Source organism: Dyella sp. M7H15-1, from assembly GCF_004114615.1.
Lineage (GTDB): Bacteria > Pseudomonadota > Gammaproteobacteria > Xanthomonadales > Rhodanobacteraceae > Dyella_B.
Window position 1 is genome coordinate 2,488,259 of record NZ_CP035300.1, and the last position, 24,159, is coordinate 2,512,417.

Here is a 24,159-nt window from a genome sequence, read left to right on the forward strand (position 1 = left end):
CCGTCGTACGGGATCAGAGGTTGTAGACCACGTTGGTCGTGGTAAGCGTGTCGGTGTGGCGGATGCCCGGCAGCACTTCGCTGTTATGACGCAGCTGGAAGCCGACCTTGATCGAGAGCTTTTTGGTCATGCCGACTGCGAGACCCGCATCGTTCTGCATGTAGGTGTTCTTGCCACCCGCTTCGGTCAGGAACGTGTCGTCGAAGGAGGTGTTGTCGGTGATACGGTATTTGTAGTTCACCAGGCCACGCGCCACCACTTCGCTCTGACGCGGTTCCATCAACGGCATCGATTGGCCGTTGATTACCTGCGTGCCGGTAGCCGGCTGGTATTGGGTGTAACCGGGACCGATTTCGAGCGAAAGCTGGGTCCGGTCGGTTTTCAGCGCCATGTAGCCATAGCCAACCGAGACGGTCCCCTGCCAACGGTTCGCGGCGAAGTCGTCGTGGTCGTAGCGGATGGCCGTTACCACGTAACTGCGCGGATCAAGCTTGTAACCTGCCGAGGCGCCCATGTCATAACGATTGGCGGTGGTGTCGAATTGCTTGTAACGGGTGCCGCCGGGACCGACGACCGTGACTTGGCCCTTGGAACGAAGTGCATCAAGGAAGAAGTTGTTCTTCCACTGATCGGTTTCCTGATTCAGAGTCAGCTTGGCGTTGACGTTCTGGGAGCGGGAGTTGCCGGTGGTCGACGCAAAGCCCACTTCACCCGAGCCCGTCCATTCACCCGAAGAGGTCTGCACGCCGGAGGAAGTGTCCTGGGCTTGGGCAGCGAATGTGGCCAGAGTGGCAAGCGCCAGACTGGTCAGCAGGGTGTTTTTCATGACTAAGTCGTCCTATTGTTAATAAATTGTTTGGCGCGTCACTTTAACGGCACGGCTTGAATCTTTTGTGAATGTTTAGATCGATCTTAGAGCGACTTAAGGGCAGTTATGTGGCCAAAGTGGGGCAGGTTCGGCCGAACGGGCGAGGGCGCAGCGGATCAGGGTGGACAGCCATAGCTCCAGACTTTTGCTGATGACACAGACCGTTGCAGCACAACAGGCCAGCCAGCGTCCGTCGGGGCACGGCCGTTTAAGCAGCAGGCTCACAGGATCACCCAGAACAAAGCGGCAAGAAACCGCTGGGACTAAAGGCTACGGGCCATTTGCCAGTACTCACCCTGATCCGACACCCTCAGCAACTGTCAGCTCAAGCCATCGACCAGCCGTTAACTGACTGCGATGGATGGGGGATTGATGAGCATAAGGACCGGGGAAAGTCCGCACGCACGCTTGCAGACGTCACGTAGCATGCTCATGCTACACAAGACCCTTCTGCCGAACATCGACATGGATCGCTACGAGCGCATTCTTACCCTGCACCGTCTGCTTAAATCGGCCCACTACCCGGTGCCGCTGCCAAGACTGATGGCCGAGCTTGAATGCTCACGCGCCACGCTGTACCGCGATATCGCCTTTCTGCGCGATGCGCTGGGAGCGCCAATCGAGAGCGCGGGTGGCGAGCACGCGGCTTTTCGCTATGAAGCCGCCGAAGGCCAGCGCTTCGAACTGCCCGGCCTGTGGCTGACCTCGGATGAACTAGCTGCCCTGCTGGCCCTGAACGAATTGATCGGACGCAGCGGCCCCGGCGTACTAGCCGGTGCGCTGGCGCCATTCAAAGCTCGCATCGAGCACCTGCTTTCCGACAAGGCCAGCGGCAAGGCGCTGCCGGTCGAACGCATCCGCGTGATTCCGTGGGGGGAACGCAAGCTGGATCAGCAGGCATTCCGCATCACAGCCGGTGCTGTGCTGGATCGCAAGCAACTGCGTTTCCTGTACCGTGCACGCACCACCCATAATGAAAGCCGCCGCATGGTATCACCGCAACGGCTGACGCATTACCGCGACAACTGGTATCTGGATGCCTGGGATCATGATCGCGAGGCACTGCGCAGCTTCGCGGTGGATCGCATTACCGAGCCGCACACGCTGGAAACACCTGCCACCCACGTGGTGGAAAACGACCTCAACGAGCTGCTGGCTTCCAGCTACGGCATTTTCGCCGGTAAGCCCAAGGCGTGGGCCACGATCCGCTTCTCGGCCCACGCCGCGCGCTGGGTCGCCGACGAACATTGGCATTCGCAGCAGAAGGGCATGTGGCTGCCCGATGGCCGCTATGAATTGCAGTTGCCCTATTCCAACTCGCGTGAGCTGTTGATGGACGTGCTCAAGTACGGCCCGGATGCGGAAATCGTGGCACCACTGCCATTACGCGAGGAAATGAAGATCCTATTGCAGCTCGCGTTGGGCGGGTATTCGTAGCATCAGATGGCTCCTCCCCTGCCCGTGAGGGAGTCGATCTGCACTATCTCTGATCTTCTCGCGCTACCATGCCTCGGATGGCTGTCATTGATCCCCTACCTGACGCTGCTGGCAAGGACTCCACGCGCAAACCTACCGTCGCGCTGGCCCTTGGCGCAGGCGGCGCAAAAGGCTTGGCGCATATAGGGGCCATCGAGGAACTGGAGGCACAAGGTTTCCAGATTGTCGCCGTGGCAGGCTGCTCGATGGGGGCACTGATCGGCGGCATCTATGCCATGGGCAAACTGGATGTTTACCGCGACTGGGTCTGCTCGCTGGACAAATTCGATGTGCTCAAGCTGGTGGACTGGTCGTTCTCGTTTTCGGGCGGTGGCTTGATCAAGGGCGAGAAAATCATCGGCACCTTGCTTGATCTGATTGGCGACACGCGTATCGAAGAGTTGCCCATCGATTTCACTGCTGTTGCCACGGATATCGAGCGCGAACGCGAGGTATGGCTGTCGCGGGGGTCGCTATTCGATGCGGTGCGCGCTTCCATCGCCGTTCCCACACTGCTCCGCCCGCATTCCATTGATGGGCGCCTGCTGGTGGACGGCGCCCTGCTCAATCCCGTACCCGTTACACCGTTGATACGCGATCCGGCAGATTATCTGTTCGCCGTGAGCATTGATGGACCTGCCGATACGAATACGCCCATTGAGATGACTGCCAGCGATGTATCCAGCAGGCGCCGTATCGGGCGATGGCTGAGTCGATGGCTGCCCGGCGGTGGCGAAGCGAAACCCAGCGAACTCAAAACGCAGGAACACGGTGCGCTGGAGTTGCTGGTGCAGTCGATGGATCTGATGCAAGCCAATCTTTCACGCTTGCGGCTGGCTGCCTATCAACCGGATTTGCAGGTGCAACTTGCGCGCAATGTGTCGAGCGACTATGCGTTCTATCGTGCGCACGAGTTGATCGAGCTGGGACGGGAAAAAACGCGTTCGGCGTTGGCAACGTGGAACCCCTCGCCGCGCTGACCCAAACCTCAAGCCTTCATCTAACGCAACCCGTTCGCTTTGATCCAGTTATCAAGGTATATCTTCAGCGCCACGGCTTGGTTATGTTCCTCATCCTTTGCACCGTAAAGCAACGTGACGCGATGCCGCTCAGCCTGGGTAAGCAGTGGTTGCCAGAAGGGTTTTCGTGCATCCAGTTCACTGGCGTAGCGATGGCGAAAGCCTTCCCAGCGGACCGGATCATGGCCGAACCATCGGCGCAGGGCCTTGGTGGGGGCTAGTTCGCGTGACCAGACATTGAGCGCGGCTTCTTCCTTTTTCAGCCCGCGCGGCCACATGCGATCAACCAATACCCGATAGCCATCCGACTTGGCGGCCGGCTCATAAACACGTTTTATAGCAATACTCACGGACAATCTCCCATACGGGACTACGACTTCCGAGCATACGCATCCGTCATTCAATTGGCGTGATGATCGTCACTATTCTTCGACGCGGGTCACTTTGGCGCGGCGCATCAGCCACGCAACACCACGCAAATCGGCCACGCCAACCCACAAGCGATCCAGCATGCCGTACTTGGATGTGCCCGCTGTTCGCGGGCGATGGCCCACCGGCACACTCTGGCTACGATAGCCAGCGCGCTTCACCAGCGCCGGCAGATAACGGTGCATGTGATCGAAGTACGGCAGGCGCAGGAACACTTCCCGCTCGAACAGCTTGAGGCCACAACCGGTATCGGGTGTGTTATCGCGCAACATGCGCGAGCGCACTGCGTTGGCGATCTTGGAGGAAATACGCTTGTTGAAGCTGTCGCGGCGCGTGGTGCGCCAGCCAGCAAACAACTTGAAATCGGGCTCGGCAGCGGCGCGTGCGGCGAGTAGCTTGGGGATGTCGGCCGGATCGTTCTGGCCATCGCCATCCAAGGTGGCGATCCATGCCGCACGCGCAGCGCGCACACCGTTCCACACCGCCGTGCTCTGCCCGCTGCGACTTACGTGATGCAGGACGCGCAATTCCGGATAGCTGACTTTCTGCGCGTTCAATACCGCACGGCTGTCGTCGCTGGAATCGTCGTCGATGTAGACGATCTCGAAATCCACCTTGCCACGCAGTGCCGTAGCGATCTCGGCGAGCAGCGGCGGGATGTTGTCACGTTCGTTGAAGACGGGCACGACGACGGAAAGTTGCGGCATGAAACGGTGACCTTGTGATGCGAGTGGGTTGTCTAAGCCCTCTCCCCAGAGGGGAGAGGGAGTAAGTCGTCAGCGCATCTTGCCGAGAATCCCTTCCAGCTCGTCATTGCTGTGGTAGTGGATCACCACCTTGCCACGGCCACCACGACCATGAGCCACTTCCACCTTGGTGGCAAAACGTTCGGCCAGCTCGCGCTCCAGCGCATCGATATTCGGGTCGCGGGCCGGCGTGCTCTTAGCCTTGCCCTTGGGCGCGGTTTGCGCTTTACGGGCGGCATCTTCCAGCTCGCGCACGCTCCAGTTATGGCGCGCAGCTTCCAGCGCTAGCGCTTCGGCCTGATATTCCGGCAAAGTGAGTAGGCAGCGAGCGTGGCCCATTTCCAGCTTGCCGTCGTCGAGCAGGCGTTTGATGGAGGCCGGCAGGTCGATTAGGCGCAGCATGTTGGATACCGCGGCGCGCGAACGGCCCACTGCATCGGCCGCCTGCTGGTGAGTGAGGTCGAAATCGTCGATCAGGCGCTTGATGGCGTCAGCTTCTTCCAGCGGAGTGAGATCCTGACGCTGGATGTTTTCGATCAGCGCCATCGCCGGCACGGCGACTTCCGGCACGTCTTTCACCAGCGCCGGAATCTCGCTGAGCTGGGCACGCTGCGCCGCGCGCCAGCGGCGTTCGCCGGCGATCAGCTCGTAGCTGTTCTTGCCCAACGCGCGCACCACGACTGGCTGGATCAGCCCCTGCGCCTTGATCGAGGCCGCCAGTTCGTCCAACGCCTCATCGTTCCAGTGTCGGCGCGGCTGGTATTTGCCGGGCTGGATGTACTGGATAGGCAGCGCGCGCAACTCGCCTTCTTGTTCGATCACTGACGGAGTGCCGGTGTCGCCACCGCCGAGCAATGCATCGAGTCCACGTCCCAAACCGCGCTTTTTAGCCGCTGACATGCTTATAGAGCCTCTATTCCTGATCCAGATGTGCCGAGGCTTCCAGCGTTTCCCCGGGGGCGTCACCGTGCATGGCGTGCAGCGCAGGCGCCGCAGCCTGCGAACCACGTTCGCGACGAATGATCTCGCCGGCGAGCCCGATATAGGCGATCGCGCCGCGCGAGCTGCGGTCGTAGAGATGAATGGGCTGGCCATGGCTGGGCGCTTCGGCCAGGCGTACGTTGCGCGGAATGATCGACCGCAGCACCTTGTCGCCGAAGTGCTGGGTGAGCTGTGCTGATACTTCGTTGCCGAGGTTGTTGCGCACGTCGTACATGGTGCGCAGCAGACCTTCGATTTCCAGTTGCGGATTGAGGTGTTGGCGCACGGCTTTCACCGTATCGAGCAGGCTGGACAGACCTTCCAGCGCAAAGTACTCGCACTGCACCGGAATCAGCAGGCCGTGCGCGGCTGTAAGCGCGTTCACGGTGAGCAGGTGCAGGGTAGGCGGGCAATCGACCAGGATGGTGTCGTACTTGTGGTCGATCTTGGCCAGTTGTTCCTTCAGTCGGTTTTCCCGCGCTAGCGCGTCCATCAGCTTGAGTTCGGCGGCGGTAAGATCGCCATTGCCGGGCAACAGGTCGTAATGCGCTTCGGTGGTGACGATAGCCGTTTCAATCGACGCTTCACCCAGCAGCACTTCGCAGCCGTTGGGTGTGGTCTCGTGCTTGTCCACGCCCGATGCCATGGTCGCATTGCCTTGCGGATCGAGATCGACCAGCAGCACTTTGCGCTTCGCCGCGGCGAGTGCCGCAGCGAGGTTGACAGCAGTAGTGGTTTTGCCGACGCCGCCCTTTTGGTTGGCGACAGCGATGATACGGGCCATGCCTTGTCCGGTACCGTGAGTATGGGTAAGAACAACTAGGTTACCAGTTTGTGGGTCCAAACCTCGAAAGCTCGCCACCCTGACAGCTTTTCGGGTCGGTGCGGATAGCGCATCCACAGCGCCGCTGTTCCCGCTTCTATTCGTTGGCACGCCCAAGCACGACGAGATGACGCTCCGCCGCACCCAATCCGGGCACGTTCAAGGTGTGAATGCCTCTTACCGTGAAGCCGTCCGGCACGCCGGGCAGCTCCTCGTCCGGCGCTTTACCCTTCATCGCCAGCCAGATGCCCTGCGGCGCCAGCAGATGGCCGCCCCAGACCAGCATGTCGGCCAGACTGGCAAAAGCGCGGGCGGTTATGCAATCGAATTGGCCCTCCACGTCTTCTACACGCGATTGCAGCGCACGCACGCCCTCCAGCTTCAGCGAGCGGATTACCTCGCGCAGGAAACGCACCTTCTTGCCGTTGGAATCAACCAGCAACACCTGACGACCGGGTGCAACGATGGCTAGAGGAATACCGGGAAGGCCAGGGCCCGTGCCCAGATCGGCCAGCGAATTCCCTTGCACGTAAGGCAAGATCGCCAGCGAATCGAGCACATGACGGCTGATCATCTCCGCTGGATCACGAATGGCAGTGAGGTTGTAGGTACCGTTCCAGCGCTCCAGCAGCACCTGGTAATCAAGCAAACGCGGCACCGCGTCAGCGGACAACCTCAGGCCGAGCGCTTCGATGCCCTGTTCGAGCCGGGTTTGCAGAGCGGAGCGATCGGTCATCGATAATCCGTGGCGTGAGACACCACACTAGCCTTGCACAAAAGAAGACCCGCCGAAGCGGGTCGATACTTTCTTAGGTTCCCCTGTGCCGGTGCTTTCTTGGGCAACCTGGCCAGTTTGTTGCTACTCAAGCGGCTTCCAGTTCCACACGGGTCACCATGACGCCACGCTCGCGCAGACGCTGGTTGAGGTTGGACTTCAGGCGGGCAGCCACTTCGCGGCGCGCTTCTTCCTGATTGGCGGCGGCATCGGCGTTAAGCGCATCGAGCACATTGCGGCGAATGAGTTGATCAGCTTGATCAATCACAGCATCCGCACGTTCGGGTTCAAGCACCTGCCAGTAGACCGTGCCATGCAACGACTGGGCTTCCGAGGCGTCGAAACGCAGCGTGCGGCCGCCCAGATCGATACGATGCCCTACCCGGTCTACCAGTGGCAGTACCACATGGGTGCCTGGTTGCAGCAGACGTACAGGCTTTCCACGGCGATAAAGACTATGAACCTGATCAGCCGGGACATGCTTCACCGCCACTACCGCGAGGGCAAGCATTGCAATGATAAGAACGAGCGCCAGGATAGTCATGGTCTGTTAAAACAATTGTTTAGCTGTGATTTCTGAAATTTTCACGAAGCAGGATTCTACAGGCGCATGACCCTGCTTGGATTAATCTTTATTTAACGGTGAAATTCCCCACGTCACCATGCTTGCTGTTAATCGTTTTTTCGGCTTCCGTTGACAGAGATGAAGCATCGTTCGTGCCATGAACACGGAACGAACATCGCCCTGCCGATATCACTATCGGCAGGGCGATGGATTAGCTGAAATGTTCGGAACGGTGACAACAATCCCTGACACCGGACCGACAGCGTCACCTAAGGACCCAGCGATGACCTTCACCGTCACCCCTTTGGCCAGGTACAGCACTGGAATCCGCTCCGGACCGATGTTCTGCTAGTGCGGCTCGGTCATCCTTATCTTTGGAAAGCTAAGTTCACCCAAAGCTGGAAACCCCACATCAGACCGTTTTAAGGTGTTTACCTGACATCAAATCCGCACCTCGGCCTTAACCTCAGGATCAAGGATCCATGGAAATCATGTTCGAATGATGACGTTGCATTGTCAGGCAATGGTTTCAACTCACCGTAGGACCTTTGTTACCCACTCGTCCCTAAGGAGAATGCATGAAAGCATGGTCGTTGTTGTTGTTGGGTGTCGCTTTGGTCGCACCCACTGTTTTTGCCGGAAACGCCGATGTTGCGCCGGACGCCCGTTACGCGCACGTTCTATCGCCATCCGGTCCGCTCAGTCGCGAGGAATTGCTGAAACAGGGGCCACCTAAAGCCGAATTGACCGCGGGTATTGCCGCGGTGCCTGGCCCTCCCACTTACACCTACGTGCGCTGCTATTACCGTACGGGCAGCAGTAATACACAACCAAGTACTGACTACGTATGGGCGCTTGATCCGTCTGGTGGTGACTATTACCGACTGAGCGGCAATTGGTGGTCCAGCAGCCTGGTCGATTGGAAGAACATGTTCTACAGCAACGTAACGCAAGATGCGTTGTACTCGATTTGTCAAAACACACTGGCGACAAAGGGCATTCAACAGCAGCCTGCCATGGTATTTGCTGCCGACAATCAGTTGTCGTACAACTACACGGTATGGAGCAACGACCCGCCAGGCGAGGGTTCGGCGATCAATAAGATTGTCGTGTTTGGCGATAGTCTGTCGGACAATCAGAACATCTATACCGGTTCGGTGTGGGGTCTTCCTAATCGCAATAGTTGGTATATCGGCCATTTCAGCAATGGCCCGGTGTGGGTGGAATATCTGGCTCAACAACTGCGACTGCCGTTGTATAACTGGGCGATAGGCGGCGCTGGTGTCACCACCCAGGACTTATTAATTCCAGGCGTGCAGCAGCAAGTGCAATCATGGCAGCAGTACATGCAGCAGGCACCCCATTACAATCCAGCCACCACGCTGTTTGCCGTATGGATAGGCGCGAATGATCTGATGAGTTATGGCAGCACACCCGATCAGGTAATTTCCGGCGAGCAACAAGCGTTGATTAACCTAATCAACACCGGCGCCCGTAACATCGTGCTTCTGAACCTACCCGATATATCGCGTGCGCCGGTGTACCAGATCAGAAGCGGCGGTGCTGCTCTAACGATTCAAGTATCGGAATACAATCAGAAGTTGGATGGGCTAGCGGTACTGCTGCGTCAGCAGTATGGCGTCAACATCCAGGTATTTGATGCCTATACATTATTCAACGACCTGTTGAATAACCCGGCCAAGTATCAGATGAATAACACGACCCAATCCTGCTTGGACATCAACACCGATTCGTCACTCAACTACATGCAAGCTCAGTCGCCGCGCTCCAATTGCAGCAACGCCGACACCTTCGTGTTCTGGGATACGTTGCATCCAACCACTCGCGCTCACCTGCTATTGGGTAATGCGGTGGCTGACTTCCTCCGCTCGACGGGTATGCTACCGATGACGATGCATGGATACGAGTAGGCTGCAACGGACGCTGCTTGGCTAATCGATCCTAACCACGTTCCATGGACACGGAACGTGTTCTTATGCCACCAAGATGCGCCATAACAAAGCGCAACAAAACTGCCTTGCACCGGTCTACTAAGATTTTCCCGTTCCCAGCATCCAATCAATGCACCCACTGCCCGCTACGCTGACGTGGCGGGCCAGTGGGACGTTCCTTGTTGGTTTCATTCGCATGATTGAGCGCGTCGATTTCTGCTTCGGTAGCGGGATGTTCGTACCAGTAGTGATTCACGGCTATCAATACGGCCGGAAGCTGCGCCAAACAGTCGTCGTACTCTTCTTCGCTAAGTTTTTCGAATTCGGCTTCGGCGCTGAGGATGCCTTCGTCCACCGCCAGGGCCATCACCGGGCCGAGCGTTTCCATCAGGGATGGATCGTCGGCTAGGCGTTTTTCCCACAGGCCTGCGCGCAGATCGATGCCACGACTGAAGCCTTCGCACCAGCCTGCCGCCGACAGTGCCGGACCGACTTCGGTCTCCACTTCACCCAGGATCGGCTCGTAGGCGTCGACGTCGAGTTCAGCACTGATCGAATCACTGAGCTTGGCCAGAAGGGCCAGCACGCGGTTGCCCTCGTTCTCGTTCTCGAACGGCTCGTGCAGCACCTCGGGCAGCCACTCTTCGGGCAGCACCTGTATCGGACCTACCGCGATCGCGCTGAGTAGGCCGTGCACTCCATCCAGCAACAGGTGGCCATCTTGGGTGTGCGCGCGCAGATAGTTGTCGAGCTCGTCGAGTTCGCTATCGTCCAGAGAACTGGGCCAGTCGGCCTTGGTATGGCTTGTCGTCATTAGATATCCAGGTCCACCGTGACCGGCGTGTGATCGGAAGGGCGCTCCCAGCGCCGCGGTTCGCGGTCGATGGCAGCAGCTCTCGCCGACGATGTCAGGGCATCGCCGAGCAGGATCAAGTCGATGCGCAAGCCCATGTTGCGCCGGAACGCGCCCTGCCGGTAGTCCCACCAAGTGTAGTGGCCGGCTTCCGTTTCAAAAAGCCGAAAACTGTCGTGCAGGCCCAGATCCATGATGGCTTTCAGGACTCCGCGCTCGGGCGGGGAGCAGAGCACCTCCTCCCCCCATCCGAGCGGGTCGTACACATCACGATCATCAGGAGCGATGTTGAAGTCACCCAGCACCACCAGTTTCGGGTGCCGCTGGATTTCCTGCGCCAGGAAGGCGTGCACCTGTTCCAACCAGTGCAGCTTGTAGGTGTATTTCTCGTCACCGACGGATTTGCCGTTGACCACGTACAGATCCACCACGCGCACCCCGCCCACGGTGGCGGCAAGGATGCGCCGCTGCGGATCGTCCAGACCGGGAATATCGGTGATGACACCCTCGAAACGCAGCCCGGTGTCATGGCGGGCCAGGATCGCTACACCGTTGTAGGCCTTCTGGCCCGCATAAACAGCCTGATAACCGGCGGCAGCCAGCTCATCGACGGGAAATTTGTCGTCTTCCAGTTTGGTTTCCTGCAGCGCCACCACGTCCGGCCGCGCATCGGACAGCCACTGGGTGAGGTGCGGAATGCGCACTTTGAGCGAATTGACGTTCCACGAAGCGATTTTCATCCGCCGATTGTAAGGGATGTAGGTTACCGCCAAGAACTACCACCACCACGGTTCCACGCATCGAGGCCCTGCTTACCTAAGATTAGAATAGCTCGCCTTGCGGCGAAGGCTTTCTTGGTGGAATAAAGCGTGTCGTATCCAGCAGCAATTCACGCGCACGTCCAAAGTTGTGACGACGACAAGCCATGTCGAAACGCCGCCGCAGCAAGTCGGCAAACACACCCTCACCGTGCATGCGTGTCGCAAAATTGCTGTCGTAATCGCGGCCGTGATTCATTTGTTGCACAAGGCTCATTACGTGTGCCGCGCGCTGCGGCACATGCAGCTCCAACCATTCGCGAAACAGCGCTTTCAATTCATACGGAAGGCGAAGTATCGTGTAGCCTGCGCATGAAGCACCAGCTTCTGCTGCCTGCTCCAGAACCGCTTCCATGTCATGCTCGTTCAGTGCTGGAATCATCGGCGCAACCAATACGCCTACCGGCACACCTGCTGTGGCCAGCACACGGATGGCTTTGATACGACGATGTGGTGCGCTCGCTCGCGGCTCCAGTTTCGCCGCGAGATGGTTATCCAATGAGTTGATCGAGACAAACACTTGCACCAGATGTTCGCGCGCCATCGGTACCAGGATGTCCAGGTCGCGCTCGACCAGAGCGTTCTTTGTCACGATGGTGCAAGGGTGATGACATTCGGCTAGCACCTCGAGGGCAGCGCGCGTAAGTCGCCAGCGCTGTTCGATCGGCTGATAGGAGTCGGTATTGCTACCTATGTTGATCGGGCTGACGATATAGCCCGGTTTCGCCAGGTCCGCGCGCAGCACTTCCGCCAGATTCGTTTTCGCGCGCAGCTTCGTTTCAAAATCGAGCCCTGGCGACAGGTTGAGATAGCTGTGGCTGGGACGCGCAAAGCAGTAAATGCACCCATGCTCGCACCCTCTGTAGGGATTCATCGCCTGGTTGAAATGAATATCCGGGGAGTCGTTGCGTGTGATGACACTGCGCGCGCACTCTTCGGTGACTTCCGTGCGGGGACGCGGACGCTCTTCGTCAAGCATGGTGTGTTGCCAGCCATCATCCTCCGCATGGTGTCGGATGGTTTCGAAGCGTCCCTCCGGGTTGGAAGCCGCGCCGCGTCCTTTAAGTGCGTGAGGAAGGTCAGCCATGTGCCTATGATGCGCTTGGTTGGTCTCATCCACCGCGACACTCAGGGTTGCATCGCATTGCGCAGTTGCCCCGCAAGCCAGTCCGCCATGACGCCAAGTGGATAATTCTGTTCAAGCTGCCGATGCATTTCTTCGAATGCCGGCGGAGAAATGGTCCAGCCCAATGGCAACGTGTAATTACCAGGACACAAACGCATGTGCCACAGGATGTCGCCATTGTCTGGGTCTGCCTGATTGATCTTTAGTGATGAAAGCAGTTCGGCGCGAGCGTATTCACCACGCGCTCCCCGAGTATCGAGTAGGGCAACGATCGGCGCCGTCGCTTCGCCATAGCTTGATCGTTCGGTGGGGCTTGGCTCACGCGGACACGCGGCCGAGTAGAGGGGCAAGGGCTGTTTCGCATTATGGGCGTCGACAAAGTCATGCAGACTTGGATCGTTGCTGATATGCAACACGATGATCTGCAAAGCTTGTCCCTGTTTTACGGCGATGGCGCGCAAGCGATGGATGATCTCGCGCAGGGTGGCGGCACCGGAATTTTCAAAGTAGCCGCCATCAACCAGTTGAAATTCCACTGGTGTTGGCGGGTTGGTTTGAATAGCTGTCTGCAATGTACCGGCTGGACTTAGATACGTGAAGCGAGCGCTGTTGAGGACGACTTCACTCAGCGGCATTCGCGGATCTAGCCAGTGCGAACCGTCGTACGCAGTGGTCCAGGGGCTATGGGTGAAAGGACGGAAGGGATCCTGCACGAATCGCCATCCCTGCCCCACCGTGGCGCTGTTAAGAAACAGCGCGGGTACATCCGCATTCACGCTGCCATCGGCGTGTTCATACAGTGTTGAAAAGGGCTGGGCCAGCGCGTTCATGCCTTGCTCCTGCGCTGCCTGTTCCCATGCGCGCGTCAGTGCACGACCGCGGTCGTCGAACAGCGCACCGGGAAGCCAGCGTTGGGTGAAGTCGACGAACCAGGCGTTGGCCATCACGGGGGCGAGAAAATCGTGGTTGAGCATGTGCTCGGTTCGCATCTGGACAGCTAGGCCCGTACGCGGGGCCACTTGCAGGGCGGCTACGTAGGCAGCCAACCCGAGGCTGCCGCCCGATACACCACTTCCCGCGAACAGGTAGCGCGTGAACACGGGCTCGCCACCATTGGGTGGCAGGATCTGGTCGATGAGGGCGGTGAAGCGGCTTAGCACCATGGTCGTCCATGCTGCGCTCCGCAGGCCGCCACCTTCTGTCGACACCATGATCACCGGACACGCGCGCTGAGGGATGCAGCGACTTTGCAACCACGTCGCGGCGTAGGCATCGAAATCCGGTCGATGATCTTCCGGCGGCGTGTCTGGCCGCTGATGCGTATTCATCGATGGGTACTGGCGCACGCGATGATTGTCGTTGAGATGCATCATGTGCAGGCTCACAGCTATCGCCGCTAGCAGGCTGAGCAGGGGCACGCCACGGCGATCGGCAAGCATGCACAGAAATCCGCCACTCATGCAGAAGAAGCTACCGGTGATCAGCAGCACAGCCAGCGAACCCATACCGTCGAACTGGCGTGGTTGGATCACCACCAGCACCGTGAGCAGGACATTCAGCATCAGCGTGGCAAGGAAAATCGCCAGCGGTACCATGCCCAGCACGGTGATCGACTCAATCCGCTGAGTGGCAACCTGGGTGGAACCGCGCACTCCAAGCAACCAACGCCGGCCAATGAAGAACATGAACATCATGGCGGCTTCTGCCAGCAGCCCGGCTACACGCAGATCACGGCGATGGCATTGCTCGCCGATGCTGCAGGTGGCGGGTGGGGCACCACGTAGTGTAAGCAGATAACCGAACAAAACCAGCAGAGGCACCAGGATACCTAGTATCCGCGGGATCCATTTACGCAAGGATGCGGCGCGCGGATCCTGCAAAGCGGGCCAACGCGGGTAGACCAGTCGATAGGCATTGCGGGCGGTGTACCAGATGGCCAACCCGGCCATGGCGCAGGTGACCAACAAGGACAGGTAACGAACCCTGCTAGGGTCAGCCCACATAGCGATCAGGAACAGTTCGCTGGCCTGATCAACGTTGCTGATCACGATGGTTGTAAAGGTAAGTACCAACAGGGAAACCCTGATCGGCTTACAGTGATCCAGCCCGATTGCCACCCAATCGAAAGCGATCCTCAGGGCAGAACGTGGTTGTTTCAACGCCATGGAATGCGCATTCCGACGAAATCGGCCACCCAATCCAACGCAAATCGGCCAGGTGTTCCGAGGCTAATCGGCCACCTCGGCAAGGTCATGCGTGGGTGGGTGGATTATGGCGTAGCCGAGGGGGTCGACGCCATGGGAGAGGAGGCACGTTTGTGCATGGACTCGCCAGTGAGGCGAGTCGGTAGCTGTTGTGGACGAGACGGTCGAGGATGGCGTCGGCAAGGGTGGGCTCATCAATGTAAGTGTGCCACTGCTCGATCGGCAACTGACTGGTGATGAGCGTGGATTTCTTGTCGTAACGATCGTCGAGGATTTCCAGCAAGTCACGTTTGTGCTGATCGCTGAGTGGTGCCAGGCCGAAGTCGTCGATGTAGAGCAGGTCCACCTTGGCCAGTTGGCGCAGGAACGCCGAGCGATTGGCCTGCGCGTGCTGACGGACCAGTTCATCGGTCAGGCGTGGCATGCGATAGGAGCGCACCGAGTAATCGGCACGACACGCGGCATGCGCCAATTGCACTGGCGATATAACTTTTACCGACGCCGCATGGTCCGGTGATCAACACGTTGAGTTTGTCCCGCAGCCAGGCAAGTGCGCCGAGGGTGGCGATCAGCTTGGGATCGAGGCCGCGCGCAGTGCGTGTATCGAGATCTTCAAACGTCGCGTCTTGGGGAAGTTTGGCCCAGCGCAAACGTTGCGCCAGACGCTTTGCATCACGATCGGTGATTTCGTGCTGGATCATCAAGCCTAAGCGCTCTTCGAAGGTAAGCGCATCGTGCGAGGTGCTGTACAGGGATTGTTCGAGCGCAGCGGCCATGCCACGCAAGCGCAGCTGATGAAGCTGCTGGATCATCGGTTCCATCAACATGGATAAAACTCCGCGGGTTAGTGGAAGCACTCAGGTCCGCGCACGTTGTCGTGCACAAGGGGTAGCTGGCGCGAAGCGCCAGATTCGGCGAGGTGTTCGCCGTTGATGATCAACTGGCGAACGCTTTGGTAGCTGAAGGTTTTCAGCGCCAGTGCGCACGTGCAGGCGTTGGCCAGGCGCTCGGGACTGAAGTCCTGAGCGAGGCGCAAGATGCCCTGGGCAGAACGGATAGCTTCCTCGGGATGCAGTCGGCGGCGAGATTGCTCGCGCAGCACATCGGCGACAGACGGAGCGATCATTTCGACACGCTCAATGAGTCGTGCGAGCGTGGTATCGATGACGGCGCAATGATGTGGCGGACGGTGCGCATTGAGCGTGATGCGCTCGCCACGCTTGGTGCTGCGCGGATGCGTGGCGATGCGCTTATGCTTCGCGAAGACTTCAATCATGCGCGCGGTCAGGCGCACATCTACGCGCTGACCGATGCAGGTGTAAGGCACCGAGTAATAGGCATGCTCCACCTCGATGTGATAATCGGGATGGACCTTGGCGTATTTCCATTGCGCAAACTCGTAGGGGTGCACCGGCAACGGCTTGAGTGCCGGTCGCTCGACGTGCAGGAATTGCGTGTGGCGCGATCCTGCGAGTTTCTGGAAAGGACGGTGATTGAGCTCATCGAGCAGGATGCGGAGCGCGGCATTGAGCTCGGTGAGCGAGAAAAATTGCCGATCACGCAAGGGCGCGAGAAGGGAGCGTTCGACGATCAGGACGGCACCTTCCACCTTGGCTTTGTCGCGTGGCTTGCGCACGCGCGCAGGAAGGATCGCTACGTCGTAATGCGCCGCAAAGTCGGCGTAGGAGCGATTGATCTGTGGCTCATAACGATCAGGGCGGTGCACGCCACTCTTGAGATTGTCCGGGACAATCGCGGTCGGTGCGTCGCCGAAGAAGGTCAATGCGCGCGCATGCGAGCCGATCCAATCGGATAGGTTTTGCGTGAGTGTGGCTTCGGCGTAGATGTAGTTGGAGCAACCGAGGGCGGCCACGAAAATTTGTGCGGCGTGCAGCTCGCCGGTGTGGCGATTGATGATCTCGACGGTCTGCCCTGCGTAGTCGACAAAGCACTTCTCGCCGGCGCGATGCTCCAAGCGCATTACCAGTTCGGCGGTGGCGTGCGACCATTCGCTGTAGCGATCGCAGAACGCGCTGTACTGCGGGCCATCGGGATGCTGTGCCTTGTATTCCTGCCATAGCAATGGGCGTGTCACGCCAGAGCGGGACAGTTCGCGGTGAACATGAGCAAAGTCCGGCCACGGTATCGGCGACGTCACGGACTTGGGTTTGCATGGATACAGGCTCGCTTCGAGCGCAACGTCGTCGAGCTCATCGGGCAGCGGCCAGCTCAATGACGCAGCGGCAACACGATTCAAGCATTCCTTGATCGACGAGCGGGCCATGGAAAGGCTTTGAGCAATCTTGCGTTCACTCAATCCCAGCTCAAATTTCAATCGCAACAGTTCACGGATTTTTCGCATGGATAACCTCTCTTTAGGCATGACTCTGCTCGTTGGGGAAAAACGAGCGAGCGTGCCTGATCAGGGGTCCACGCACGACATCGGCGGGGTGGCCGATTTACATCGGAAGGGGTGGCCGATTTAGCTCGGAATCACTGGCCGATTTCGTCGGAATGCGCAGACGCTCGAAGAGCAACTCGCAATTTCCTTCTGCATAGCCGATTTTTATTAATCCCGAATCATGCAAAGGGAAGCCTATTAACATTCCTGTGCTGTCAGTCTTCATGTTCAACCTCCGTGCGGAACATTAGGTCCGCGCGGCGGAGGCGGATCTCCTGCCTGCGGCGGTCTCGGAGGACCACAGTCCCCGCTTGTTGGGCGCCCACCACCGGGGGCCCTTTTTCGTCTGGATGCGGTAAATCCCTGTCCGTCAGCGGGTAACCATCATCACCATAAGTGCGACTGCCTGTCCCCCCGCGCACAGTTGAACCGGAATCACCTGTCCAAGGCGGAATACGCAGTGCTTACGGAATCAGGTTACTGACAGGAGAAAAGCCTTGGCTGCCAAGCCTTCTCCTCAGAAGCTATACCGTCTCCCTTTGCATTTACGAACCTATTGCTCCTGGAAATAGGCTTCGTTTCGTTTGATTGCTGGCTCCAACAACACTAACAACTGTGCAGCCTCCTTGCGAAGCGGTTCCCATGCCGGATGGTTCATCGCAGTGATGCATCCAGCGTGGCCGGTCATCTTCATATGAGGCACTGGCACTGATAACGCTTCTTTTGGCAATCGCCTCAATGCCGCCACTAGATCAACAATTTTTTCCGCTTGTTCCCAACTTAGATAGGGAGCCGACAAGCGTAACGATCCTAAACCATCGCTAGTCGTATTTCGCTGGATTTCCCACGGCGTATTATAGTTACCCATATCCTCACACTGCTTAGCAGCATCGCTCGATAACACGCGGAGCGCTTTAGTGAAGTAAAAGAAAGTGTTTTCAAATACCTCATGGTCGTCCATTTCCTCGGAAGCCATAATTTTCACCTCTGCAGTACTGATCTTCGTCTTCATGGAATGATCGGATCAATAATAGGAGGTTCCACCACCGGCGGCTCGGTAACGGGTGGCTCAGTGATCGGCGGCGGTTGAGAAGGAGGAAGTGGTGGCTCGGCCGGTAGCGGATTTCCAGGATGTGCCTCTTCCGGGCTCATCCATCTTCCATCTGTCGGATTCCAACGATCCCATCCGTTCTGGCCTGGTTGTTGAGTTTCCCAATACCCAGTCGAACCAGGTGAACCACCATTTTCTTCACTCGGCACCCATCGACACATTGCCCTCGGCCCTTTGGGCTGCTTAGGACCTAAGAATGTTCCAGGCCTTTGTCCTGAATTATTGGAAGTCGAACTCCAAGGTCCACCGGGAACATTGCCGGGGATTTCTGATGCGTCCGGAATTCTGCCGCCGGGGTCTGCCGGTGAAAACGGCCCCATCGGCGGTTGTATGGGAGCGAACCCCGTTGGATCAATGTAAGTCAGCGGATTGTTCAGACCATATACGTACAGGCCGATCCCGCCATTGAATCCCGATGGATCGGCCTGATCGTACCCACCACGACTCGAGTCGTAGTAGCGCGCACCGTTGTAGTAGAGGCCCGTTTCCGCATCGTAGTACTGCCCCGCAAAGCGCAGGTTGTACGTATAACCGTTGCCAACAGGCTGTTGCTCACCCCACGCGTTCCCTTGATAGGCCCACGTCCACACCGCGTTGCCGCTGCTATCGGTGACGGCTCGCGGCGCGCCGAGCTGATCCGCCGTGACGTAGGCGACCGACGTGGTCGTTCCCTGCGTGTCAAGGTTCGCCACCGGAATACCAGCAAGGTAGACGTAGTCACGGTTGGTCGTGCCGTATTCGCTTAAAAGCTGACTGTCCTCGTTGTAGCTGTAGCGTTCGGTCGTTCCTGCGGCCGTCTTGGCTACGCGTTCACCGTCGGCGTTATAGGCGTAGTTCGCAACCGTGCTCTGGTTGAGTTGGGCGAGCGCCATCCGGTTACGCGCGTTGTAACCAAATCCATACGTGCTGCCAGCTTGGTTGATCGCGGTGGTGTTGCCGTTGGCATCCACCGTTCGCGCCGTATTCCCCGTGCCAATCAACTGATGCGAATTGGGGTTGTAGCGTCAGGTACGCAAAATTCTTGCCGGACAGCAGTGCACTTTCGCGGGAATGACGGCCATGGGGATTACGCGCTCCGCTTTTTCTTAAGGAGCTTTTAGACTCAGACCCGCCATAGCCACCCCGGCAGGAAGCTTCGTCGAGTTGTCGTATACCGCAGACTCAAATAAAGCCTTATCGGTCTTAGCCCCTGAAAAATCAGCGCCACTTAAGTCGACATACCCACCCATGTTGTCGCTAGTAAAAATAGCGCCACTCAAATCTGCATTACTAAAGTCAACATCTTTATAACTTCCTCCTGCAAACTTCGCATTCTTCAGAATCGCGTTGGAAAAAGAAGCCCCCATCGCAAGCACCATGTAAAACTCACTGCCACTCAAGTCCGAATTTGAAAAGTCGGCCCCAAACATTGCCACTCCCTCAAACATGGCATTCTGTAAGGTGGCTCCCTGGATTTCACAATCACTGAGACTTCCTCCTTGAAATTTAGCGTTCATTTTTTTAACGCTCATCATTCAACCCTTATTCAAATTGCACAATTGTTCACTTTCGAACCAATCGGTGACTTTTCTTGCAACATCACTTACTCAGCAAGCAATGTATTTAATAGCTCCACCCCCTCTTCCACAGCCTCCCCACTTCCTTCAGCAGCGGGGGCGGTTGGCGGAAGCGGAAAAGCATCAGGCGACTGATTAGGATTCGAAGTTGGGCAATCCGGCGGACGACCCCCGCACCGATCATTATATTGCTTGATGGCATTTGCCAAATCGTTTTGATACTTAAAAAGCAATTGCTCGTGCCCCCAAACTGAATCCTTCAAAGCACCGCCTGGCCCACTAAACCCCGGGGCGTAATAGGCAAGATTTCCGGGATTGTTCGCCAAATTTTCGATCTGCCGCTGGATTTCAGCCTTTAGATTTTGAATTCTCTTCGCGAGGTTGATGCAACCTTCGCCGTTCGGATCCATTGGTCTATTCTTCCAATCCGCTTTTGAGAGCCCTAATGGGTCAATATCTGCGAGAGGATTGGCACCCACATATGAAAAGGTAGAAAGGCCGCCTTTGAGCCCAATCAGATCGCTTTGCAGATATCGCCCTGTGCCTGAGTCGAAATCGCGATTGACGTTGTAGTTGAGTCCTGTCTCTGTGTCTAAGTATTGTCCGGGAAAGTGCAAGTTATAAACATAACCGTTGGACGTTGGTTGCATTTCGCCCCATGGATTACCGTGGTAAGCGAATTGCCAAAGGGTGCTTCCGGCGCTATCCGCAATCGCACGTGGCGTTCCCAACTGATCCGCCGTGACATAACTGATCGAAGCGCTTCCGTTTGCTACATCCACATTCGCCACCGGAATTCCATCCATCCAGATGTAATCCCGATTGGTCGCGCCATACTCGGCCAGCATCTGACTCGCTTCGTTGTAGCTAAAGCGCTGGCTTACGCCGTTAGCAACCTTCTGCACCCGCTGATTCAACGCGTTATACGTATAACTCCCCACCGTATTCCCAGCGAGCTGCGCCACCGCCATCCGATTGCGATCGTTATACCCAAACCCATACACACTCCCCGCCTGGCGGACCGCCGTGGTATTGCCATTGGCATCCACACTGCGCGCCGCATTCCCCGTCGCGATCAACTGATGCGTATTCGGGTTGTAGCCGTAATTTCCGGTCGCCAGCCCACTGCCCGTCTTGCTCAGGCGGTCACCGGTCTGGTTGTACGTGACGCTTTCCAACGTACTGCCATCCGCCTCCGTGATTTGGGTCAAGCGATACAGCGGATCGTAAGTGTAGGTTTCCGTCGCCGGAGTCGCCCCCGGCGCATTGCCGATGGCGGTGATGTTGCCCATCGCATCCCGCGCCACGTGCAGGGTGAAGGCCGGGCTGGTCAGGTCCGTCAGCCGGTAGTTGGCGTCGTAGGCACGCGTGACTTGCTGGCCGTTGCCCAGGGTGTAGCCGCTGACCGGGCCGAACGGTTGGTAGCTGACGTTGCTCACCACCGTGCTGGCGGTGCCGTGGGGCGGCATGGCGGTGATGGCCTGGATGCGGCCGTTGCTGTCCCGGGTGCGTATTCCGACGAAATCGGCCACTCATTCCAGCGCAAATCGGCCACCTGATCCGAGCCAAATCGGCCGGGTCTTCCGAGGTTAATCGGCCACCCCGGCAAAGGCCGTGCGCGGGGTGGGTGGATTATGGGGTGACGGAGCGGGTCGAGGCCACCGTGGCCGGAGCGCGCTTGCGCATGGACTCGCCGGTGAGGGCGAGTCGGTAGCTGTTATGGACGAGGCGATCGAGGATGGCGTCGGCGAGGGTGGGGTCGCCCAGGTACGCATGCCACTGCTCGACCGGCAACTGACTGGTGATGAGGGTGGATTTCTTGTCGTAGCGATCGTCGAGGATTTCCAGCAGGTCGCGCCGATTGAGGTCGGTCAGCGGTGCCAGGGCAAAGTCATCGAGCACGATCACGTCGACCTTGGCGAGCGAGCGGAAGTAAGCGCTACGACGTGATTCGGCGTGTGCCTTGGTCAGTTCATCGATCAATCGTGGCAGGCGGAAGTAGCGCACCGAGTAATCTGCCCGACAGGCCGCTTGAGCGAGCGCACACCCGAGATAACTCTTGCCGACACCGGTCGGTCCGGTGATCAGCACGTTCAGGTGCTCTTTGATCCACGTCAGCGTGGCGAGTTTGGCGATCAAGCACTTGTCCAGCCCCCGTGCGATGCGTGTATCGAGGTCTTCCAGGGTGGCGCTCTGTCCGAGTTTGGCCCAGCGTAAACGCTGATGCAGGCGCTGCGTATCGCGGTCGGCCATCTCGTGCTGAACCAACAGGGCCAGGCGGTCCTCGAAGGGCAAATGGTCGGCTTGGGTAGATGCCAGTTGCTGCGTCAGGGCGGCGGCCATGCCGCGCAAACGCAAGGATTGCAGTTGTTCGATCAAGGGATGTAGCACCATCGTGGTCTCCGTCAGTGGTAGTAGGACGCGCCGCGCACGTTGTCGTGCTCGGGCAGGGAAAGTGTCAATTCGGTTTGCGGAAGGGTGTGCTTGATCAGCGCACGAATGGCGCGGTAACTGGTGCTGTTGTGCGCCAGCGCCTGCTTGCAGGCTGCCTCCAGTTGCAGCGGCGAGAAGTCGTTGGCCAAGCGCAAAATGCCCAGGCATGCGCGCAACGCATATTCGGGATGCTTGCGCATGTTGACTTGCATGTTCAGCACGCCGACGACGTTCGGCCCGATGGTTGCGTATTTCGGCCCATCGTGACCGCCCATTTCGGTAAGGCGTGACCGGTCATTTCGGTAAGCCGTGACCGCCCGTTTCGGTTGATCGTGACCGATTTTCGACGGTCACCGAAATCAGCGGTCACGGCTTACCGAAACGCGCCCCTCGTTGTGCATAACTTCAACGCAACGGCATCCTCCACGGCTTTTTGGAGTGGCGATGCCGACCCCGCGAGTAGCTATGCGCAAGATCAAAGAATGTCTTCGACTGAAGCTGGAGTGCGACCTCTCGCACGAACGCATCGCCTTGGCCTTGGGTCTGTCCAAGGGCGTGGTCAGCAAGTACGTGAAACGTGCCACGGCCGCCGGACTGGACTGGCCCGGCCTGTCCGCCATGGACGACAACGCGATTGCCGCCCAGCTGTGTATGTCACCACCCGCCGTGCGTGGCGAGCGGGCACCCATCGATCTGCCATGGGTGCATCGGGAGTTGCGCCGCAAAGGCGTCACGCGACAATTGTTGTGGCAGGAATACTGCGACGCGAACGCTGGCCGTCTCACGTACCAATACACCCAGTTTTGCCAGCACCTCCACGACTACACGGCCTCGCTGCGCCGTTCGATGCGTCAGTTGCACGTTGCCGGTGAAAAGCTGTTTATCGACTACGCCGGCCCCACCCTTGGCGTCGTCAACCCCGACACCGGCGAGCTGCAGCGAGCGCACATCTTCGTGGCCGTGCTGGGTGCGTCCAGTTTCACCTATGCCTGCGCCACACCGGGCGAAACGCAGATCGACTGGCTGCGCGGCTTGACGCAGACGTTGGCATTTTTTGGTGGCGTGCCGGCGCTGGTGGTACCTGACAATCCGCGCGCGCTGATCACCCAGCCGGATCGCTACGAGCCCGTGCTCAACCGTGCTACGCAGGTGTGTGCAGAGCATTACGGCATGGCGATCCTGCCGGCCCGCCCACGACGCCCGCAGGACAAGGCCAAGGTCGAGGTCGGCGTGCAGGTGGTCGAGCGCTGGATCCTCGCGCGCTTGCGCCATCCGTGCTTTTTTACCTTCAGCGCTCTCAATCACGCCATCGCCGACCTGCTGACGGACTTGAATGCACGGCCGTTCAAGAAGCTCGACGGCTCGCGCCGTTCGTGGTTCGAGACGATCGACCGTCCCGCCCTGATGCCCTTGCCGGCGCAACCCTATGAGCCGGCGCGCTTCAAGCCGTGCAAGGTCAACATCGATTACCACATCGAGGTCGATGGCCATTACTACAGCGTGCCGCATAGCCTGGTACGCAAGACCGTCGAGGCGCGCATCACCGACACCACCGTCGAGATCCTGCATGCCGGCCAGCGCATCGCCAGCCACGTCCGCTCCCCGGCGCGCGGACGCCACACCACCGTCGCCGACCACATGCCGGCCGCACATCGTGCGCATCGGGAATGGTCACCCGGTCGCTTCCTGCACTGGGCCGACACGATCGGCGCGGCAACCCGTCAGTTGGTCGAGCACCTGCTGACCGAGCGCCCGCATCCGGAGATGGGCTATCGCAGTTGCCTGGGGCTGCTGGCGCTCGCGCGCCAGTACGGCGACGACCGCCTGGAAGCGGCCTGCGCACGCGCGTGGGCGATCGGTTCGCGCACGCGCAAATCCGTGCAGTCGATCCTGCACAACAAGCTCGATCAACACCCCTTGCCCAGCGCCATCGCCCAAACCGACTGGGTCACACCCGACCACGTCAACCTGCGTGGCCCCACCTATTACCGCGATCCACCCACCACTCACTGAAAAGGAGACC

General features: G+C 58.6%; 23 protein-coding genes and 1 pseudogene. 4 read left to right on the forward strand and 20 right to left on the reverse strand.

Annotated elements, in window-relative coordinates; genetic code table 11:
• Positions 1-13: 13 nt before the first annotated feature.
• The gene (locus tag EO087_RS11535; protein WP_128898992.1) at positions 14-826 is read right to left on the reverse strand and encodes a DUF481 domain-containing protein; all 813 of its coding nucleotides are present in this window, start codon (positions 824-826) and stop codon (positions 14-16) included.
• Positions 827-1,333: 507 nt separating this feature from the next.
• On the opposite strand from EO087_RS11535, the gene EO087_RS11540 reads away from it, so the two are divergent.
• Together EO087_RS11540 and EO087_RS11545 are read left to right on the forward strand one after the other, a co-directional pair.
• Complete coding sequence (locus EO087_RS11540; protein ID WP_128899922.1) at positions 1,334-2,305, forward strand: YafY family protein; 972 nt, start codon at positions 1,334-1,336, stop codon at positions 2,303-2,305.
• Positions 2,306-2,382: 77 nt separating this feature from the next.
• Entirely contained in the window at positions 2,383-3,324 is a 942-nt protein-coding gene (locus EO087_RS11545; protein WP_128898993.1) for a patatin-like phospholipase family protein, read from the forward strand.
• Positions 3,325-3,344: 20 nt separating this feature from the next.
• On the opposite strand, the gene EO087_RS11550 is transcribed toward EO087_RS11545, so the two are convergent.
• The 6 genes from EO087_RS11550 to EO087_RS11575 all read right to left on the reverse strand — a co-directional run bounded on the left by EO087_RS11550 (position 3,345) and on the right by EO087_RS11575 (position 7,628).
• Positions 3,345-3,713, reverse strand: coding sequence for a DUF488 family protein (locus EO087_RS11550; protein ID WP_128898994.1), 369 nt, complete (start codon positions 3,711-3,713; stop codon positions 3,345-3,347).
• Between the two features lie 72 nt (positions 3,714-3,785).
• Complete coding sequence (locus EO087_RS11555) at positions 3,786-4,499, reverse strand: glycosyltransferase (protein WP_128898995.1); 714 nt, start codon at positions 4,497-4,499, stop codon at positions 3,786-3,788.
• Between the two features lie 69 nt (positions 4,500-4,568).
• Positions 4,569-5,438, reverse strand: a complete 870-nt coding sequence (locus tag EO087_RS11560) for a ParB/RepB/Spo0J family partition protein (RefSeq protein WP_205744356.1) — start codon at positions 5,436-5,438, stop codon at positions 4,569-4,571.
• 13 nt (positions 5,439-5,451) lie between these two features.
• Positions 5,452-6,303, reverse strand: a complete 852-nt coding sequence (locus tag EO087_RS11565; protein ID WP_128898996.1) for a ParA family protein — start codon at positions 6,301-6,303, stop codon at positions 5,452-5,454.
• 136 nt (positions 6,304-6,439) lie between these two features.
• Positions 6,440-7,078 (reverse strand): 16S rRNA (guanine(527)-N(7))-methyltransferase RsmG, encoded by a 639-nt coding sequence (gene rsmG / locus EO087_RS11570; RefSeq protein WP_128898997.1) that lies wholly within the window; start codon positions 7,076-7,078, stop codon positions 6,440-6,442.
• Positions 7,079-7,205: 127 nt separating this feature from the next.
• On the reverse strand, positions 7,206-7,628 hold the full coding sequence (locus EO087_RS11575; RefSeq protein WP_240669039.1) for an SPFH domain-containing protein: 423 nt from the start codon (positions 7,626-7,628) through the stop codon (positions 7,206-7,208).
• 632 nt (positions 7,629-8,260) lie between these two features.
• Between EO087_RS11575 and EO087_RS11580 the strand changes: the two genes are divergently transcribed.
• Positions 8,261-9,613 carry an SGNH/GDSL hydrolase family protein gene (locus tag EO087_RS11580; protein WP_128898999.1) on the forward strand — a complete coding sequence of 451 codons (1,353 nt, stop codon included), beginning with the start codon at positions 8,261-8,263 and terminating at the stop codon, positions 9,611-9,613.
• 148 nt (positions 9,614-9,761) lie between these two features.
• Here the strand turns inward: EO087_RS11580 and EO087_RS11585 are convergent, their stop codons facing one another.
• From EO087_RS11585 to EO087_RS11640, 13 genes and pseudogenes are all read right to left on the reverse strand, one after another.
• Positions 9,762-10,448, reverse strand: a complete 687-nt coding sequence (locus EO087_RS11585) for a YecA family protein (RefSeq protein ID WP_128899000.1) — start codon at positions 10,446-10,448, stop codon at positions 9,762-9,764.
• Entirely contained in the window at positions 10,448-11,227 is a 780-nt protein-coding gene (gene xth, locus EO087_RS11590) for an exodeoxyribonuclease III (protein WP_128899001.1), read from the reverse strand. Before xth ends, EO087_RS11585 begins: the two co-directional genes overlap by 1 nt.
• 82 nt (positions 11,228-11,309) lie before the next feature.
• A complete protein-coding gene (locus tag EO087_RS11595) occupies positions 11,310-12,392 on the reverse strand; it encodes a PA0069 family radical SAM protein (protein WP_128899002.1) in 1,083 nt (360 codons plus the stop codon).
• Positions 12,393-12,433: 41 nt separating this feature from the next.
• On the reverse strand, positions 12,434-14,596 hold the full coding sequence (locus tag EO087_RS11600) for a hypothetical protein (protein ID WP_128899003.1): 2,163 nt from the start codon (positions 14,594-14,596) through the stop codon (positions 12,434-12,436).
• 104 nt (positions 14,597-14,700) lie between these two features.
• Positions 14,701-15,462: pseudogene (gene istB, locus EO087_RS11605) on the reverse strand (IS21-like element helper ATPase IstB).
• Positions 15,463-15,479: 17 nt separating this feature from the next.
• Positions 15,480-16,997 carry an IS21 family transposase gene (istA, locus tag EO087_RS11610; RefSeq protein WP_128899004.1) on the reverse strand — a complete coding sequence of 506 codons (1,518 nt, stop codon included), beginning with the start codon at positions 16,995-16,997 and terminating at the stop codon, positions 15,480-15,482.
• Positions 16,998-17,094: 97 nt separating this feature from the next.
• Positions 17,095-17,262, reverse strand: coding sequence for a hypothetical protein (locus EO087_RS16275; RefSeq protein ID WP_164931827.1), 168 nt, complete (start codon positions 17,260-17,262; stop codon positions 17,095-17,097).
• Between the two features lie 327 nt (positions 17,263-17,589).
• Positions 17,590-18,048 (reverse strand): hypothetical protein, encoded by a 459-nt coding sequence (locus EO087_RS11615; protein WP_128899005.1) that lies wholly within the window; start codon positions 18,046-18,048, stop codon positions 17,590-17,592.
• The gene (locus EO087_RS11620; RefSeq protein WP_128899006.1) at positions 18,045-19,097 is read right to left on the reverse strand and encodes an RHS repeat-associated core domain-containing protein; all 1,053 of its coding nucleotides are present in this window, start codon (positions 19,095-19,097) and stop codon (positions 18,045-18,047) included. The genes EO087_RS11615 and EO087_RS11620 overlap by 4 nt, the downstream gene beginning before the upstream one ends.
• A gap of 135 nt (positions 19,098-19,232) precedes the next feature.
• Complete coding sequence (locus EO087_RS11625; protein ID WP_128899007.1) at positions 19,233-19,661, reverse strand: pentapeptide repeat-containing protein; 429 nt, start codon at positions 19,659-19,661, stop codon at positions 19,233-19,235.
• 68 nt (positions 19,662-19,729) lie between these two features.
• Complete coding sequence (locus EO087_RS11630) at positions 19,730-21,235, reverse strand: RHS repeat-associated core domain-containing protein (RefSeq protein ID WP_128899008.1); 1,506 nt, start codon at positions 21,233-21,235, stop codon at positions 19,730-19,732.
• Positions 21,236-21,335: 100 nt separating this feature from the next.
• The gene (gene istB, locus EO087_RS11635) at positions 21,336-22,097 is read right to left on the reverse strand and encodes an IS21-like element helper ATPase IstB (RefSeq protein WP_128897577.1); all 762 of its coding nucleotides are present in this window, start codon (positions 22,095-22,097) and stop codon (positions 21,336-21,338) included.
• Positions 22,098-22,108: 11 nt separating this feature from the next.
• A complete protein-coding gene (locus tag EO087_RS11640) occupies positions 22,109-22,336 on the reverse strand; it encodes a hypothetical protein (protein WP_128899009.1) in 228 nt (75 codons plus the stop codon).
• A 244-nt stretch (positions 22,337-22,580) separates the two neighbouring features.
• Here EO087_RS11640 and istA (EO087_RS11645) point away from each other — a divergent pair, with 244 nt between their 5' ends.
• Positions 22,581-24,149 carry an IS21 family transposase gene (istA, locus tag EO087_RS11645; RefSeq protein ID WP_128897722.1) on the forward strand — a complete coding sequence of 523 codons (1,569 nt, stop codon included), beginning with the start codon at positions 22,581-22,583 and terminating at the stop codon, positions 24,147-24,149.
• Positions 24,150-24,159: the final 10 nt, after the last annotated feature.

Excerpts from the sequence above, each read along its gene's own strand:
- istA (WP_128899004.1), bottom strand. The coding sequence starts at position 16,997 with ATGCGAAAAATCCGTGAACTGTTGCGATTGAAATTTGAGCTGGGATTG.
- EO087_RS11600 (WP_128899003.1), bottom strand. The coding sequence starts at position 14,596 with ATGGCGTTGAAACAACCACGTTCTGCCCTGAGGATCGCTTTCGATTGG.
- EO087_RS11565 (WP_128898996.1), bottom strand. The coding sequence starts at position 6,303 with ATGGCCCGTATCATCGCTGTCGCCAACCAAAAGGGCGGCGTCGGCAAA.
- EO087_RS11555 (WP_128898995.1), bottom strand. The coding sequence starts at position 4,499 with ATGCCGCAACTTTCCGTCGTCGTGCCCGTCTTCAACGAACGTGACAAC.
- EO087_RS16275 (WP_164931827.1), bottom strand. The coding sequence starts at position 17,262 with ATGAAGACTGACAGCACAGGAATGTTAATAGGCTTCCCTTTGCATGAT.
- xth (WP_128899001.1), bottom strand. The coding sequence starts at position 11,227 with ATGAAAATCGCTTCGTGGAACGTCAATTCGCTCAAAGTGCGCATTCCG.
- EO087_RS11595 (WP_128899002.1), bottom strand. The coding sequence starts at position 12,392 with ATGGCTGACCTTCCTCACGCACTTAAAGGACGCGGCGCGGCTTCCAAC.
- EO087_RS11580 (WP_128898999.1), top strand. The coding sequence starts at position 8,261 with ATGAAAGCATGGTCGTTGTTGTTGTTGGGTGTCGCTTTGGTCGCACCC.
- EO087_RS11615 (WP_128899005.1), bottom strand. The coding sequence starts at position 18,048 with ATGAAGACGAAGATCAGTACTGCAGAGGTGAAAATTATGGCTTCCGAG.
- EO087_RS11585 (WP_128899000.1), bottom strand. The coding sequence starts at position 10,448 with ATGACGACAAGCCATACCAAGGCCGACTGGCCCAGTTCTCTGGACGAT.
- rsmG (WP_128898997.1), bottom strand. The coding sequence starts at position 7,078 with ATGACCGATCGCTCCGCTCTGCAAACCCGGCTCGAACAGGGCATCGAA.
- istA (WP_128897722.1), top strand. The coding sequence starts at position 22,581 with ATGCCGACCCCGCGAGTAGCTATGCGCAAGATCAAAGAATGTCTTCGA.
- EO087_RS11535 (WP_128898992.1), bottom strand. The coding sequence starts at position 826 with ATGAAAAACACCCTGCTGACCAGTCTGGCGCTTGCCACTCTGGCCACA.
- EO087_RS11575 (WP_240669039.1), bottom strand. The coding sequence starts at position 7,628 with ATGCTTGCCCTCGCGGTAGTGGCGGTGAAGCATGTCCCGGCTGATCAG.
- EO087_RS11560 (WP_205744356.1), bottom strand. The coding sequence starts at position 5,438 with ATGTCAGCGGCTAAAAAGCGCGGTTTGGGACGTGGACTCGATGCATTG.
- EO087_RS11640 (WP_128899009.1), bottom strand. The coding sequence starts at position 22,336 with ATGCGCAAGCATCCCGAATATGCGTTGCGCGCATGCCTGGGCATTTTG.
- EO087_RS11625 (WP_128899007.1), bottom strand. The coding sequence starts at position 19,661 with ATGATGAGCGTTAAAAAAATGAACGCTAAATTTCAAGGAGGAAGTCTC.
- EO087_RS11545 (WP_128898993.1), top strand. The coding sequence starts at position 2,383 with ATGGCTGTCATTGATCCCCTACCTGACGCTGCTGGCAAGGACTCCACG.
- istB (WP_128897577.1), bottom strand. The coding sequence starts at position 22,097 with ATGGTGCTACATCCCTTGATCGAACAACTGCAATCCTTGCGTTTGCGC.
- EO087_RS11540 (WP_128899922.1), top strand. The coding sequence starts at position 1,334 with ATGGATCGCTACGAGCGCATTCTTACCCTGCACCGTCTGCTTAAATCG.